Annotated in this window: 12 protein-coding genes; all 12 read left to right on the top strand. The window is 70.0% G+C overall.

The window, feature by feature from the left end:
* Positions 1 to 2 precede the first annotated feature (2 nt).
* Positions 3 to 956 (top strand): polyprenyl synthetase family protein, encoded by a 954-nt coding sequence (locus tag H531_RS0102600; RefSeq protein ID WP_022797807.1) that lies wholly within the window; start codon positions 3 to 5, stop codon positions 954 to 956.
* A 29-nt stretch (positions 957 to 985) separates the two neighbouring features.
* The gene (locus H531_RS0102605; RefSeq protein WP_022797808.1) at positions 986 to 2245 is read left to right on the top strand and encodes a Glu/Leu/Phe/Val family dehydrogenase; all 1260 of its coding nucleotides are present in this window, start codon (positions 986 to 988) and stop codon (positions 2243 to 2245) included.
* An 8-nt stretch (positions 2246 to 2253) separates the two neighbouring features.
* Positions 2254 to 3528: a Glu/Leu/Phe/Val family dehydrogenase gene (locus H531_RS0102610; RefSeq protein WP_022797809.1), complete on the top strand. Its 1275-nt coding sequence runs from the start codon at positions 2254 to 2256 to the stop codon at positions 3526 to 3528.
* 4 nt (positions 3529 to 3532) lie between these two features.
* Positions 3533 to 4060, top strand: a complete 528-nt coding sequence (locus tag H531_RS0102615; RefSeq protein WP_022797810.1) for a GNAT family N-acetyltransferase — start codon at positions 3533 to 3535, stop codon at positions 4058 to 4060.
* Positions 4035 to 4925: a 2-hydroxyacid dehydrogenase gene (locus H531_RS0102620; protein WP_022797811.1), complete on the top strand. Its 891-nt coding sequence runs from the start codon at positions 4035 to 4037 to the stop codon at positions 4923 to 4925. Before H531_RS0102615 ends, H531_RS0102620 begins: the two co-directional genes overlap by 26 nt.
* Positions 4926 to 5029: 104 nt before the next feature.
* Positions 5030 to 6052 carry a 1,9-bis(guanidino)-5-aza-nonane synthase gene (locus H531_RS0102625; protein WP_022797812.1) on the top strand — a complete coding sequence of 341 codons (1023 nt, stop codon included), beginning with the start codon at positions 5030 to 5032 and terminating at the stop codon, positions 6050 to 6052.
* A gap of 62 nt (positions 6053 to 6114) precedes the next feature.
* The gene (locus H531_RS0102630) at positions 6115 to 8871 is read left to right on the top strand and encodes a tetratricopeptide repeat protein (RefSeq protein ID WP_022797813.1); all 2757 of its coding nucleotides are present in this window, start codon (positions 6115 to 6117) and stop codon (positions 8869 to 8871) included.
* A gap of 5 nt (positions 8872 to 8876) precedes the next feature.
* Positions 8877 to 9695, top strand: a complete 819-nt coding sequence (locus H531_RS0102635; protein ID WP_022797814.1) for a menaquinone biosynthesis family protein — start codon at positions 8877 to 8879, stop codon at positions 9693 to 9695.
* Between the two features lie 9 nt (positions 9696 to 9704).
* A complete protein-coding gene (locus H531_RS0102640) occupies positions 9705 to 10322 on the top strand; it encodes a Crp/Fnr family transcriptional regulator (RefSeq protein WP_022797815.1) in 618 nt (205 codons plus the stop codon).
* Positions 10323 to 10332: 10 nt separating this feature from the next.
* Entirely contained in the window at positions 10333 to 11787 is a 1455-nt protein-coding gene (gene bshC / locus H531_RS0102645; RefSeq protein ID WP_022797816.1) for a bacillithiol biosynthesis cysteine-adding enzyme BshC, read from the top strand.
* Between the two features lie 15 nt (positions 11788 to 11802).
* Positions 11803 to 12861 carry a SpoIID/LytB domain-containing protein gene (locus H531_RS0102650; RefSeq protein ID WP_022797817.1) on the top strand — a complete coding sequence of 353 codons (1059 nt, stop codon included), beginning with the start codon at positions 11803 to 11805 and terminating at the stop codon, positions 12859 to 12861.
* Between the two features lie 2 nt (positions 12862 to 12863).
* Complete coding sequence (locus tag H531_RS0102655; protein ID WP_022797818.1) at positions 12864 to 13310, top strand: methylated-DNA--[protein]-cysteine S-methyltransferase; 447 nt, start codon at positions 12864 to 12866, stop codon at positions 13308 to 13310.
* The last annotated feature ends 59 nt before the right edge of the window (positions 13311 to 13369 follow it).

Genomic DNA, 13369 nt, shown 5'->3' on the forward strand with positions numbered 1-13369 from the left:
GCATGGGGTTCCTCGCCCTTCCCGCCCTCGAGGCCTCCCTCCGCCGGTTTGAGGAGGCGCTTTCCCAGCTCGTCCAGTCCGAGGTCCTCTTCATCCGGCTCATCCACCAGGACCTGGTGACCGCCGGGGGAAAGCGCATCCGCCCCCGGCTCGTCTTCCTGGCCTCGGGGGCCCTGGGGGGAGCCCCCTTTGAGCTGGAGCTCGCCCTGGCGGTGGAGCTCCTCCACTCCGCCACCCTACTCCACGACGACCTCATCGACGAGGCCGAAACGAGGCGGGGCCGGGAGGCCGCCTACCGCCGCTACGGGAACGCCGTGAGCGTTCTTTCCGGGGACTTCCTCCTCTCCCGGCTCCTCCACGTGATCGCCAAGACGGGGAGCCTGAGGCTGGTGGAGATGTTCGCCGAAACGGCCAAGACCCTTTCCGAAGGGGAGGTCTTGCAGTTCCAGGTGGCCGCCCTGGAGGACTACTCCCTAGAGAACTACGAGAGGATCATCACCGCCAAGACTGCGGCCCTCATGGCCTTGGCCGCCGAGGGCCCCGCGGTGCTCAAGGGGGTGGACGGGGTCCAGAGGGAGGCCCTGAGGCGGTTTGGCCTCCTCTACGGCCAGGCCTTCCAGATGCGGGACGATTACCTGGACCTCATGGGAAGCCCCGAGGCCCTGGGGAAGCCCGTGGGGGGGGATGTGCGGGAGGGCAAGGCCACCCTCATTTCCCTCCTCCTCATGGAGCGCTTCCCCGAGGTGCGGGAGATCCTCAGGCGCAGGGGTAGGGAAGAGGGCGACCTGGAGCGCCTTAAGGCCCTGGCCCGGGCAAGCGGGGTAGCCGAGGAGGTGGAGGCCCGCATTCGGGAAAGGGCCCTTCTGGCGGTGGAGGCCCTAAGACCCCTTCCCGACTCGCCCTACAAGGCAGCCCTCCAGGAACTCGCCCTGGGGGAGGCCAGGCGGCTCGCCTAGGGCGGGGTATAATCCCCCTCGGTGATGGTATGGCGATTCCCGCTTACCGGCCCCCGGAGGACCCGGGCCTTTGGCAAACGTTTCTGGAAAGGCTTGAGAGAACCCTGAGGGTGGCCCGGGTTCACCCCACCACGGTGGAGTACCTGGCCCACCCCAAGCGTCTGGTGACGGTTTCCCTGCCCGTGGTCATGGACGACAGCAAGGTGCGGGTCTTCCAGGGCTTTCGGGTGGTTCACGACATCGCCCGGGGGCCCGCCAAGGGGGGGGTGCGCCTCCACCCCTCTGTGACCCTGGGGCAGACGGCGGGCTTGGCCGCCTGGATGACCCTGAAGGCCGCGGTGTACGATCTCCCCTTTGGCGGGGCTGCGGGGGGGGTGGCGGTCAATCCCAGGCTTCTCTCCCAGAGGGAGCTGGAGCGCGTGGTGCGCCGCTACACCGCGGAGCTCGTCAACCTCATCGGCCCCGATATTGACATCCTGGGGCCGGACGTGGGCACGGACCAGCGGATCATGGCCTGGATCATGGACACCTACTCCATGAACGTGGGCCGCACCGTGCCCGGGGTGGTCACGGGGAAGCCCCACGCCCTGGGGGGCACCGCAGGCCGGGACGACGCCGCGGGGTACGGGGTGGCCCTGGTGCTTTGGGAGCTCGCCCGAAGGCGGGGGCTTCCCCTGGCGGGGGCCAGGGTGGCCGTCCAGGGCTTTGGGCAGGTGGGCGGGGCCTTCGCCCTGCACGCGGAGAGGCTTGGCCTCAAGGTGGTGGCGGTCTCTACCGGACGGGGGGCCATGTACCAAGAGGAGGGGCTTTCCGTGCGGGAACTCCTCGCCCACTACGAGGCCACGGGGGAGCTTCCCCGCTACGACCTCCCCCCGGAGGAGCTTTTCGCCCTGCCCGTGGATTACCTGGTCCTGGCGGCATTGGAGGCCGCCTTGGACGGGGAAAGGGCCACAGGGGTCAGGGCCAGGGCGGTCCTCGAGGCGGCCAACTTCGGCCTCACCCCCGAGGCGGAGGCCTACCTCCTGGGCAAGGGGGTCCTGGTGGTGCCCGACCTCCTCACCGGGGGCGGCGGGCTCATCGCCAGCTACTTGGAGTGGGTGCAGGACCTCAACATGTTCTTCTGGAGCGAGGAGGAGGTGCGGCAAAGCTTTGCCAGGAGCGTGGCCAAGGCGGTGGCCGAGGTCTCGGCCAAGGCCGAGGCCCTCGCCGCCGATCTGCGCACCGGGGCGCTGGCCCTGGCCCTGGAGCGGCTGAACGAGGCCACGCGGTTTCGCGGCGTTTACCCCTAGGAGCGTATATGAAGAGCGAGCCCCTTTCCTACCTGGGCAAGGACGGCGGCCCTTGGGAGATCTTCACCGAGCAGGTGGACCGGGTCATCCCCTACCTCGGGCGGCTTGCCCCGCTGGCCGAGAGCCTGAAGCGGCCCAAACGCATCCTTATCGTGGACGTGCCCATCCACCTGGACGACGGCACCGTGGCCCACTTTGAGGGGTACCGGGTGCACCACAACACGGCCTTGGGCCCGGCCAAGGGCGGGGTGCGCTTCCACCCCGAGGTAACGCTTTCCGAGGTCATGGCCCTGGCGGCCTGGATGACCATCAAGAACGCCGCCGTGGGCCTCCCCTACGGCGGGGGTAAAGGCGGGGTGCGGGTGGATCCCAGGAGGCTCTCTGTACGCGAACTGGAGCGGCTGACCCGCCGGTACACCTCGGAGGTGGGCCTCCTCCTGGGGCCCGACCGGGACATCCCCGCCCCGGACGTGAATACCGGGGAGAGGGAGATGGCCTGGATGATGGACACCTACTCCATGAACGTGGGCCGCACCGTGCCCGGGGTGGTCACGGGCAAGCCCCTTGCCCTTGGGGGTTCCCTGGGGCGCAGGGACGCCACGGGCAGAGGGGTTTTCGTCACGGCCGCGGCGGCTGCGGAGAAGATCGGGCTTCCCATAGAGGGTAGCCGCGTGGCCCTGCAGGGCTTCGGCAACGTGGGGAGCGCCGCCGCCCGCGCCTTCCATGACCATGGCGCCCGCATCGTGGCCGTGCAGGACCATACGGGCACCATCTACAGCGAGGCGGGCATAGACCCCTACGATCTCCAGCGCTATGTGGCGGAGATGGGAGGGGTGCGGGGTTACCCCAAGGCCGAGCCCTTGCCCGCCCCCGAGTTCTGGGCCGTGCCCGCAGAGTTCCTGATCCCTGCGGCTTTGGAAAAGCAGATCACCGAGCACAACGCCTGGCGCATCCGGGCCAGGATCATCGCCGAGGGGGCCAACGGCCCCACTACCCCGGCCGCAGACGACATCTTGCAGGAAAAAGGCGTCCTGGTGATTCCGGATGTGATCGCCAACGCCGGGGGCGTTACCGTGAGCTATTTTGAGTGGGTGCAGGACTTCAACGCCTACTTCTGGACCGAGGAGGAGATCCACGCCCGCCTGGAGCGGGTGCTCCGGAACGCCTTTGAGCGGGTGTGGCAGGTGGCCGCGGAGAGGAGGATTTCCTTGCGTACCGCCGCCTACGTGGTGGCGGCCACCCGGGTCCTCGAGGCCCGGGCCCTCCGGGGGCTTTACCCGTAGTTCCGTGGACTGGCCCCGCTTCGGCCGCGTGGTCCTTAAGCCCTTTTCTGCGGGGCTTTCCGAGGAGGAGTGGAAGGGGCTCTACGAGACCTTCCGCGACCCGGAGATCGCGGAGTGGAACGGCTCAAGCCCCCTGCGTACCCCCTTTTGGCTCTTTAAGCGTTTCGTCCTGGCGGAGACCCGGCGCAAGGACCGCCTCTCCTTCGTCATCCTGGACGAGAAGGGCGACTATTTGGGCACCGTGGAGCTCTACGACCTCACCCCCGAGGAGGCCACCTTGGGCATCCTGATCGGCAGGAAGGAGCGCTGGGGCCATGGCTACGGCACCGAGGCGGTGCGGGCCCTCCTGGCCTACGCCTTCGGCCCCTTGGGCCTCAGGCGGGTGAGGCTCCGCACCTTCGCCCACAACCTGAGGGCCAGGCGGGCCTTTGAGAAGGCAGGGTTCCGCCAGGTGGGCCTCGGCCCCGGCCCCAGGGGCAAGGAGGATGTGTACATGGAGGTGCGCCGTGAGGATTTTGGCTCCGAGGCTTAGGGAAGAGGTTTTCGCCCTCCTGCCCAAGGGGGTGGAGGTGCGCTTCCTGGACGAGCCCTGGCCCGAGGGGGTGGACCTCTTCCTCCCGCCTTTTGGGGAGGAGGACCTGGTGCGGCGGGTCCTGGGGGAGGTGGAGGTGAGGGTGGTCCAGACCCTCTCCGCGGGCGTGGACTGGATCCTGCCCCTCCTTCCCCCGGGGGTCATCCTCTGCGACGGCTCGGGGATCCACGACGCCCCCGTGGCCGAGTGGGTGGTCCTGGCCCTCCTCGCCCTCCTCAAGGACCTCCCCGGCTTCCTGGCCGCCCAGCAGGAGGCCCGCTGGGCCCCCAGGCGCCTTCCGGACCTCGAGGGCAAGGCCGTCCTCCTCCTGGGCTACGGGGCCATTGGGCGGGCGGTGGCGGAGAGGCTTCGGGCCTTTGGGGCGGAGATTCTTCCCGTGGCCCGCCATCCCCGCCCCGGGGTCTACACAAGGGAGGACCTCCCCCACCTCCTCCCCCGGGCGGATGCGGTGGTCCTCCTCCTGCCCCTTACCCCCGAGACTCGAGGCCTGGTGGACCGGGCCTTTCTCCGGGCCATGAGGGAGGGGGCCCTGCTGGTGAACGCCGGCCGGGGGGCTCTCGTGGACACGCAGGCCCTCCTCGAGGCCCTCCAAGCAGGCCGGATTCGGGCTGCCCTGGACGTGACCGATCCCGAGCCCCTGCCGGAGGACCACCCCTTGTGGCGGGCGCCCGGCCTCCTCCTCACCCCCCACGTGGCCGGCCTCTCCGAGGGGTTTCCCCGGCGGGCGGCCCGCTTCCTTGCCGAGCAGGTGGGGCGCTACCTCCGGGGCGAGCCCCTTTTGAACGTGGTGCGGGAGGGGTACTGACGCCCGCCACGCCGGGCGCTATACTAGAGGTCCTGCCCCAAAAGGCAGGGGGCGCACCACGGGGGGAGCCGCCCTACGCCCACCCCGCGTAGAAAGGAGGAAGGATGCAGAAGAAGGAACTCCTCTCTACGCCTGTGGAGCCGGTGGACATCAAGGCCTTTGACGCCGGGCCCATCCTCGAGGCCATGGGGAAGACGGCCTTCCAGGCCCGCAACCTCCACCGGGCCGCGGAGATCTACCTCAGGATGCTCCAGGACGACTGCGCCGTGATCCTCACCCTGGCGGGGAGCCTGGTCTCTGCGGGCCAGGGCCTCATCGTCCACGACCTCATAAGGAAGGGCCTGGTGGACGCCATCGTGGCCACGGGGGCCAACATCGTGGACCAGGACTTCTTTGAGGCCCTGGGCCACCGCCACTACCAGGGGGACCCGAGGGCGGACGACGAGGCCCTAAGGCGGCTCTGGATTGACCGCATCTACGACACCTACATTGACGAGGCGGAGCTAAGGCACACGGACTACACCATTGCCGAGATCGCCGACCGCCTGGAGCCCCGCCCCTACTCCAGCCGGGAGTTCATCGCCGAGATGGGCCGCTACCTGGTGGAGCGGGGCCTCGGGGAGAGGAGCATCGTGCGGGCCGCCTACGAGGAGGGCGTGCCCATCTTCGTCCCCGCCTTCTCCGACTCCTCGGCGGGCTTTGGCCTCGTCTATCACCAGGTGAAACGCCCGGAGGCCCACGTGACCATTGACTCCGTGGCCGATTTCCGCGAGCTTACCGAGATCAAGCTGAAGGCGGGGACCACGGGCCTGGTGATGCTGGGGGGTGGGGTGCCCAAGAACTTCGCCCAGGACATCGTGGTGGCGGCGGAGGTCCTGGGGCACCAGGTGGAGATGCACAAGTACGCCATCCAGATCACCGTGGCGGACGAGCGGGACGGCGGGCTTTCCGGCTCCACCCTGTCCGAGGCCCAGAGCTGGGGCAAGGTGGACGCCGCCCTCTCCCAGATGGTCTTCGCCGAGGCCACCCTGGCCTTTCCCCTCCTTGCCTCCTACGTCTACCACCGGGCTCCCGCCCGGGCCAAGCGGCGCTACGCCGACCTCTTCCGGAGGGAGGTCCCCGCCTAGGGGGTCCTGGTTACCGGGGGGCGCTTTACCGCCCCCCGGCTTCTTTGGTAGACTCCCGGCAAATGCCTGAGGAACTGAGGCTTTACCTGAAGGATCGCTTTGGCGTCTTGGGCCCCCTGGCCCCCGGGCGCTTTGAGGCGGAGCTCGCGAAGCGGGTGGGGAGCCCTGCCAAGCGGGAACCCCTCCTTAAGGCCTGGAGGGCGTACCTCTCGGGGGGGGGACGGGAGGCGGTGCGAAGTTTCTACCGCGAGGTGCTCAAGGTGCCCAAGGGGGAGGCCCTGGTCTACGGCATGCACCTGCCCTTTTTGGAGTTTTACGCTCGGGAGGTTCCCCCGAGGGCGGAGGGGCGGGTTTTGGAGGTGGGGGCCTTCACCGGGGCCCTGGTGGGTTTCCTGCAAAGGAAGCGCCCCGACCTGGAGTGGCACGCCTTGGACGGGGTAGAGGAGGTGGTGGAGGTCGGGAGGAGGCGGGTGCCGGAGGTGGTCTGGCACCGGGGCTGGGCCGAGGAAGCGGAGCTTCCCCCTTTTGACACCCTCCTTCTCCTTTCCGTCTTCCCCGAGGGCTCTGTGGACCAGGCGTTGGAGGGCCGGCTGGGGCCTGAGGCCTTTTGGAAACGCTTCTCTTTCTTTGCCCGCCTGCCGCGCTTCGCCCGCCTCCTCAGGCCGGGAGGGCTCCTGATCTACGGGCACGGCCCCTTTCTCGGCAAGAGCCCGGAAGGGGTGGAGGAGGGGCTCAGGCGGTTGGGCTTCCGGGAGGTGGAGCGGGTGGGGGAGGGGGAGTACTTCCTCGTCCTGGCCCGCAGGCCGGAGGCCCTGGTGGAGGCCCTGGCGGAGGAGGAGGTGGAGGAGGCCCTGGCGGAGCCCGAGCCCCTTGGGGTCCTGGGGGTGGACCTCGAGGAGGTGCGGCCCCTTTTGGAGGCGGGGGACTACAAGGAGGTCCTCTCCCGCCTAGAGGAGGAGGCGGAGGGGGAGGCCGCTTACCTTCGGGGCCGGGCCCTCTTCGCCCTCTCCCGCTACGCCGAGGCGGAGGAGGCCCTGAGGCGGGCCCTTTCCGAGGAGGCCGAGGACCTGAGGGCCCTGGTCTTGGTGGAGCTCGGGGCGCACGAGCGGGCGCGAAGCCGCCTCGAGGCCCTGTCGGTGCGGGGGGGGCGGTACCGCTTGGCCCTGGGAAGGGTCTACCTGGCCGAGGGGCGGTACGCCGATGCCCTCAGGCAGTTCGTAGAGTCGGGGCTTCCCGAGGCGGAGGTCTACGTGCGGGAGGCCCTGGAGCGCATCACCGAGCGCATGCGCCGCTACGCCCGGGAGGGGGAGTGGGCGGAGGTGAGCCGCCGGGCAGAGTTCGTGGAGGACCTCTCCCCGAGCCTCCTCACCCGGGAGATGCTCCGGCTTGGGCTTAAGGCGGCCCTCCTCCAGGGGCTTTTTGCCCGGGCGGAGCGCTACGCCCGGCGGCTTGCCGATTTGGACGAGGCCGAGGGCTTCTTAGGCCTGGCCCTGGCCCACCTGCGCCTCCGGTCTCCCTTGGACTACCGGGGGGAGGACCTGAAGGCGGTGGAGCCCTACCTCACGGAGGCCCTGGCCCGGGTGGAGATCCCCGAGGCCCTGCTCCTCCTCGGTATCCTGAGGCGGCGGGAGGGGCGCCTTTCCGAGGCCCTAAGCCTCCTGGAGCGGGCCGCGCGGCACGGGGAGGGGGAGGTGGCGGGCCTGGCCTTCCATCACCTGGCCGAGGTGAAGCGGGCCCTGAGGCGCCCCCTCAAGGAGGTCCTCGGGGACCACAAGCGGGCCCACGCCCTGAGGGCCTACCCTGCGCCCTATCTCTTCCGCCTGGCCCAGGAGGCCCTGGCGGGGGGCGAGGAGGTCTTGGCCCGGGAACTCCTCTCCCGGGCCCGGGACGCGGGGCTCGAGGCGGTGGCCGAGGAGGACCTGATGGGCCTCCTCTCCCTTCTGGAGCGTTTGGAGGGCCCCTGGGCGGCCTTTAGCCTGCTCTACCGGGCCCTGGGCCATACCCCCAACCCCCCCCTGGGCCTTCTTGCCCTGGCCTACCGGCTCTCCCGCGCCTTCCGGGGAAGCGCCGAGGCCCAGGCGGTGCGGGGCCAGTACCTGGCGGCCCTTTACGGGGCGGGGAGGGTGGAGGAGGCGGAGAGGCTCCTCCTGGCCGAGCACCGGGAGCATCCCCAGGCCCTCGAGGTGCTCTTTGACCTAGCGGAGCACTATGAGGCCCGGGGGGACTGGCGCCAGGGGGCGGAGTACTGGCAGAAGGCCCTGGAGGTAGCCCTTTACCGGGAGAAGGACCTGGAGCTCGCCCGGGAGATCCTCAGGAACCTCCTCTTCCTGAGGCCCCACGACGAAAGCCTCGCCCTCTACCTCGAGGAGCTCAAGGGGGTGGGGCGGGGGCTCATGGCCCTGGGGGAAGAGGTCCCCGAGCTTCCCGAAAGCCGGGCCGAGCTCTTGGAGGAGGCGTTGCCCCACTTCCACGGGGAGCACCTCCTGGTGGTGGGGGGGCATACCCAGCTTCGGAGCCGCCTCCTCCCCTTCCTGGAGGCCCGGGGCCTCAAGGTGGACTGGTACGATGCGGACACCGTTGGGGTCGGCAAGGAGGCCCTTAGGCGGATCCAGAACCGCCTGGAGAAGGCCCACGGCCTCATGATCGTCTCCAGCTACGTGGGCCACGACCTTTCCGAGCCGGTGCGCCTCGAGGCCGAGCGCCTGGGGGTGCCGGTCCACGTGATCCCCGGGCGGGCCCGGGGGGCCACGGGGTTCTTGCGGGCCCTCAAGGCCTTTGCCCCCGAGATCTTCAAGAAGGCCCTCAAAGGGGTACAGTGAGGGGCATGGAGGCCTTGAAGCTGGGCTACTCCCCCTGCCCCAACGACACCTTCCTCTTCTACGCCCTGACCCACGGCCGGGTGGAAAGCCCCTATCCCCTGGAGGCGGTCCTGGAGGACGTGGAGACGCTGAACCTTTGGGCCCTAGAGGGCAGGCTCCCTCTCACCAAGCTTTCCTACGCCGCCTACGGCCGGGTTCGGGACCGCTACGTGGCCCTGCGGAGCGGGGGGGCCTTGGGCCGGGGCGTGGGGCCGCTCCTCGTGGCCCGGAGGCCCCTAAAGGACCTGCGGGGAGCCCGGGTGGCCATCCCCGGGCGGCACACCACCGCCTTTTTGCTCCTCTCCCTCTTTGGGGAGGGTTTTGAGCCCCTGGAGGTGCGCTACGACCGCATCCTTCCCCTGGTGGCCCAGGGGGAGGTGGAGGCCGGCCTCATCATCCACGAAAGCCGCTTTACCTATCCGGCCTACGGCCTGGTGAAGGTCCTGGACCTAGGGGAGTGGTGGGAGGGGGAGACGGGCCTTCCCCTGCCCTTGGGGGCCATCCTGGCCCGGCGCGACCTGGGGGAGGACCGGATCCGGGCCCTGGACCAGGCGGTGCGCCGGAGCCTGGAATACGCCTTGGCCCATCCCGAGGAGACCCTTCCCTACCTGAAGGCCCACGCCCAGGAGCTTTCCGAGGAGGTCATCTGGGCCCACGTGAGGACCTATGTGAACGCCTTTAGCCTGGACGTGGGGGCGGAGGGGGAAAAGGCGGTGGAAAGGCTTTTCGCCGAGGCGGAGAGGCGGGGGTTGCTCCCTCCTTCTTCCCAGCCCCTCTTTTTGTAGACTCAGGGCATGTTCCAGGAGCTTGGCCTCGAGGCCCGCAGGGCGATGGCCCAGGCCTTCACGCCCTTGCGGGTCCGGCGGGGCTCCGCCCTCTACGCCCTCGGGGACCGGGCGGACGGGGTCTACCTGGTGCGGGAGGGGCTTGTGTGGCTGGAAGGCCCTAGGTCCCCTTTGGGGGAGCCCTCCACCCTGGGCGTGGTGGGCCCGGGAGGGCTCCTGGGGGAGGAGGCCCTGGTGGGGGAAGGGCGGCGCAAAAGCGGGGCCACGGCCCTGACCTACGCCGAACTCCTCTTTGCCCCTTCGGAGGCCCTCCTTCCCTTGATGGAGGGCTTTCCCGAGGTCAGGGGCTTTTTCCTGAGGGCCCTTTACGCCCGCCTCGAGGCGGCGGAAAGAAGGCTTTGGGAGGGGCGCCACCTCTCCGTGGCCCAGCGCCTGGCCCGCCTCCTCCTGGAGCTTGGGGAGGCGGGGCTCTCCCACCAGGACCTGGCCCGCATGGTGGGGGCTACCCGGGAGACGGTGACCAAGCTCCTGGGGGAGTGGGCCCTCCAGGGGTTGGTGGACCTGGGGTACCGCCGGGTGGAGGTCCTGGACCCCGCGGCCCTTGCCCGCCTGGCCGAGCCGCTTTAGGCTTTGAAGCATGGAGCCTGCCCTCCTGGCCCGGATGCTGGACCTCCCCCAGGGGGAGGAGGCCCTGAAGGCCCGTCTGGGGCGAAAGGGCCACCCCCGGCTCAAGGAGGCCCTTTCGGCCTACCTGAAGCGCCTTTCCGCCCCAGAGGAGGTCTTAAGGTCCCTGGAGCGCCTGGAGGTGGGGGCGGTGGTGGCGGGCCAGCAGGCGGGCCTCCTCGGGGGTCCCGCCCTCACCTTCTACAAGGCCCACACCGCCTTAGGCCTGGGGCAGCGGGTGGGGGCGGCGGGGGTGTTCTGGATTGCCTCCCAGGATCATGACGTGGAGGAGGTGCGCCACCTGCACCTCCTGGTGGAGGAGGAGATCCGCACCCTCTCCCTCCCCCTTCCCCCTCTCCCTGCGGGGCGGATCCCCCTCGGTCCTTACCGGGAGGCCCTCTTGGCCTTCCTGGGGCCTTGGGCCCGGGAGGCCCGGGTGGCCTACGCCCTGGAGGCGGAAACCCTCGCCGAGTTTTTCGCCCGGGTGCTCCTGGCCTTCCTGGGGGAGCGGGGCCTCCTCCCCTTTGACCCCATGGCCGAGGAGCTTGCGCCCCTATTCCGGGAGGCCCTGGAGCGCGAGCTCTTAGACCCCTTGGCCAGTGCCGAGGCCATCAACCGGGAGGCCGCCCGCATCCGGGCCCTGGGCGGCAAGCCCCCCCTGCGGCGCAAGCCCGGGGCCACCAACCTCTTTCTGGAGACCGATGCCCGCAGGCTCCTCCTCTACCAGGAGGGGGCCTTTAGCGACGGGGTGCGGCGCTATACGAAGAAGGAGCTCTTGGAGATCCTCCACACCGACCCCTCCCGCCTCACCCCGGCGGCGGGCCTCAGGCCCGTTTTCCAGGACCTGGTCCTGCCCACGGCGGGGTTTGTGGTGGGGCCGAACGAGTTCCGGTATGTGGCGGAGCTCTCCGGGGTTTACGCCCTCTACGGCCTCCCCGTGCCCGCCCTTTTCCTCCGGGTCCAGGGGGTGGTCCTCGAGCCCCCCATCCGGCGCATCCTGGAGAGGTACCGCCTGGACCCCTGGGCCTTCCTGGAGGGGGGTGAGGCGGCCTTCCTGGAGGCCGTAGAGGGGGAGGTGGAGGGCTTCCGGGAGGTAGAGGGGGAGTTTTCCCGCCTCCTCCGGGAGGTGGAGGCCCTGGGGGAAAGGGCCAGGGCCCTGGAGCCCACCCTGGACCGCCCCTTCCGCCGCTTCCGGGCGAGGCTTCAGGGGGAAGGGGAGAGGCTTCTCAGGAAGCTCCTCCGCGCCCGGCTGGCGAGGGAGGCCCTCCTCCAAAACCACCTGGAGCGCCTGAAGCGCCACCTCCGGCCCTTCGGCCTGCCCCAGGAGCGGGTCTATCCCTTCGCCATGTACGCCCTGCGCCATGAGGAGGCCCTAGAGAGGCTTGAAAACGCCCCTCTGGAGGGTCGGGCGGTTCTGGTCCTGGGGTGATAGCATGAAGGGGGTATGAAGCGCCCCCTTTGGGTTCTGGGCCTTTTGGCCTTGGCCCCCTTTTTCGTCCGAGGCCAGGAGAAGGTCCTTCTCCTGAGGGTCCTCCTGCGGGAGGTCCCTTTAGGGCAGGAGGTGGTCCTGAGGCTTCCCGATGGGGAGGTCCGGGCCCGGGCCGGGGGGGAAGGGGTGGTGGTGGAGGGACGGGTTTACCCCTATTTGGACCTTTCCGTGCCCTACTTCGCCCTCGAGGGCCGGACCTACCGGGGCGGGCTGCGCCTCCTGGCCCAGGAGGGGAGGCTTTTCGTGGTGAACCTGGTTTCCCTGGAGGACTACCTCCTCGGCGTCCTGCCCGGGGAGGTCCCGGAGGGGTTTCCCCTCGAGGCCCTGAAGGCCCAGGCGGTGGTGGCCCGCACCTTCGCGGTCAACCGCCTGAACCCCAGGGCCCTCTACGACCTCTGCGCCAGCGAGCTCTGCCAGGTTTACCTGGGGCTTTCCGCGGAGAGGCCCAGGTACCGGGAGGCAGTGGCCGCCACCCGGGGCCAGATCCTGAGCTACGGGGGCCAGGCCATCTCCGCCCTCTACCACGCGGACTCCGGAGGCATGACCGCGGCGAGCGAGGAGGTCTTCCAGGCCGCCCTGCCCTACCTTCGGCCCCGGCCCGACCCCTATACCCGCAAAAGCCCCTGGCGGCGCGAGGTGAGCCCGGCCCAGGCGGAAAGGGTCCTCCTCGCCCTGGGCCTTACCCCGAGGGGCCAGGACCCCCCCCAGGTGCTGGAGCGCACACCTTCGGGGCGGGTGTTTAGGATGCGTCTCCTGGGGGTGGAGGTCCGGGGCCCCGAGGCCCAGCGCTTTCTGCGCCTCCTAGGCCTGCCCTCGGCCCTCGCGGACTTCCAGGGATGGGTGGCGGTGGGCCTGGGGGTGGGGCACGGGGTGGGCCTCTCCCAGTGGGGGGCCCGGGGCATGGCCGAGGCGGGCTTCGCCTACCGCGAGGTCCTGGGCCACTACTTCCCCGGGACCTTCCTCTCGGACCTCCTCCTGGGCCAAGGCCTGGCCCCTCCCCTGGCCCTGCGCTAGCCATGCTGATCCCCACGCCCATTGGCCCCCTTTGGCTGGAGGTTTCCCCTCGAGGGGTGCGGTGCCTGGAGCCGGCGCTCTTTCCCCGGGGGAAGGAGGCGGAGGGCCCCTGGGCAAAGCGGGTGGCGGAGGCCGTGGCCCGGTACTTCCGGGGGGAGAGGCCGTGCTTTTGGGATATACCCCTGGATTATTCGGGCCTGAGCCCGAAGCAGGTGGCGGTGTACGAGGCGACCCGGCGCATCCCGTACGGCAGGACGGTGAGCTATGGGTCCCTGGCCGAGGGCCTCGGCCTCTCCCCCCGGGCGGTGGGGGCGGCCCTCCGCGCTTGCCCCTTCTTCCTCCTCGTCCCGGCCCACCGGGTGGTGCACGCCGACGGGAGGCTCGGGGGCTTTGCCGGAAGGGAAGGGCTTAAGGCCTGGCTCCTCTCCTTTGAGGCGGGTGGGGCTTGATACCACCCCATGCGGGCCCCGGTAGAAAGCCCCCGCGAGGTTTGGGCGAGGCAGGAACC

The organism is Thermus islandicus DSM 21543 (assembly GCF_000421625.1).
Classification (GTDB): domain Bacteria; phylum Deinococcota; class Deinococci; order Deinococcales; family Thermaceae; genus Thermus; species Thermus islandicus.

Coding starts and splice junctions, on each gene's coding strand:
- H531_RS0102600 (WP_022797807.1), top strand. CDS start 3: ATGGGGTTCCTCGCCCTTCCCGCCCTCGAGGCCTCCCTCCGCCGGTTT.
- H531_RS0102605 (WP_022797808.1), top strand. CDS start 986: ATGGCGATTCCCGCTTACCGGCCCCCGGAGGACCCGGGCCTTTGGCAA.
- H531_RS0102610 (WP_022797809.1), top strand. CDS start 2,254: ATGAAGAGCGAGCCCCTTTCCTACCTGGGCAAGGACGGCGGCCCTTGG.
- H531_RS0102625 (WP_022797812.1), top strand. CDS start 5,030: ATGCAGAAGAAGGAACTCCTCTCTACGCCTGTGGAGCCGGTGGACATC.
- H531_RS0102630 (WP_022797813.1), top strand. CDS start 6,115: ATGCCTGAGGAACTGAGGCTTTACCTGAAGGATCGCTTTGGCGTCTTG.
- H531_RS0102635 (WP_022797814.1), top strand. CDS start 8,877: ATGGAGGCCTTGAAGCTGGGCTACTCCCCCTGCCCCAACGACACCTTC.
- H531_RS0102640 (WP_022797815.1), top strand. CDS start 9,705: ATGTTCCAGGAGCTTGGCCTCGAGGCCCGCAGGGCGATGGCCCAGGCC.
- bshC (WP_022797816.1), top strand. CDS start 10,333: ATGGAGCCTGCCCTCCTGGCCCGGATGCTGGACCTCCCCCAGGGGGAG.
- H531_RS0102650 (WP_022797817.1), top strand. CDS start 11,803: ATGAAGCGCCCCCTTTGGGTTCTGGGCCTTTTGGCCTTGGCCCCCTTT.
- H531_RS0102655 (WP_022797818.1), top strand. CDS start 12,864: ATGCTGATCCCCACGCCCATTGGCCCCCTTTGGCTGGAGGTTTCCCCT.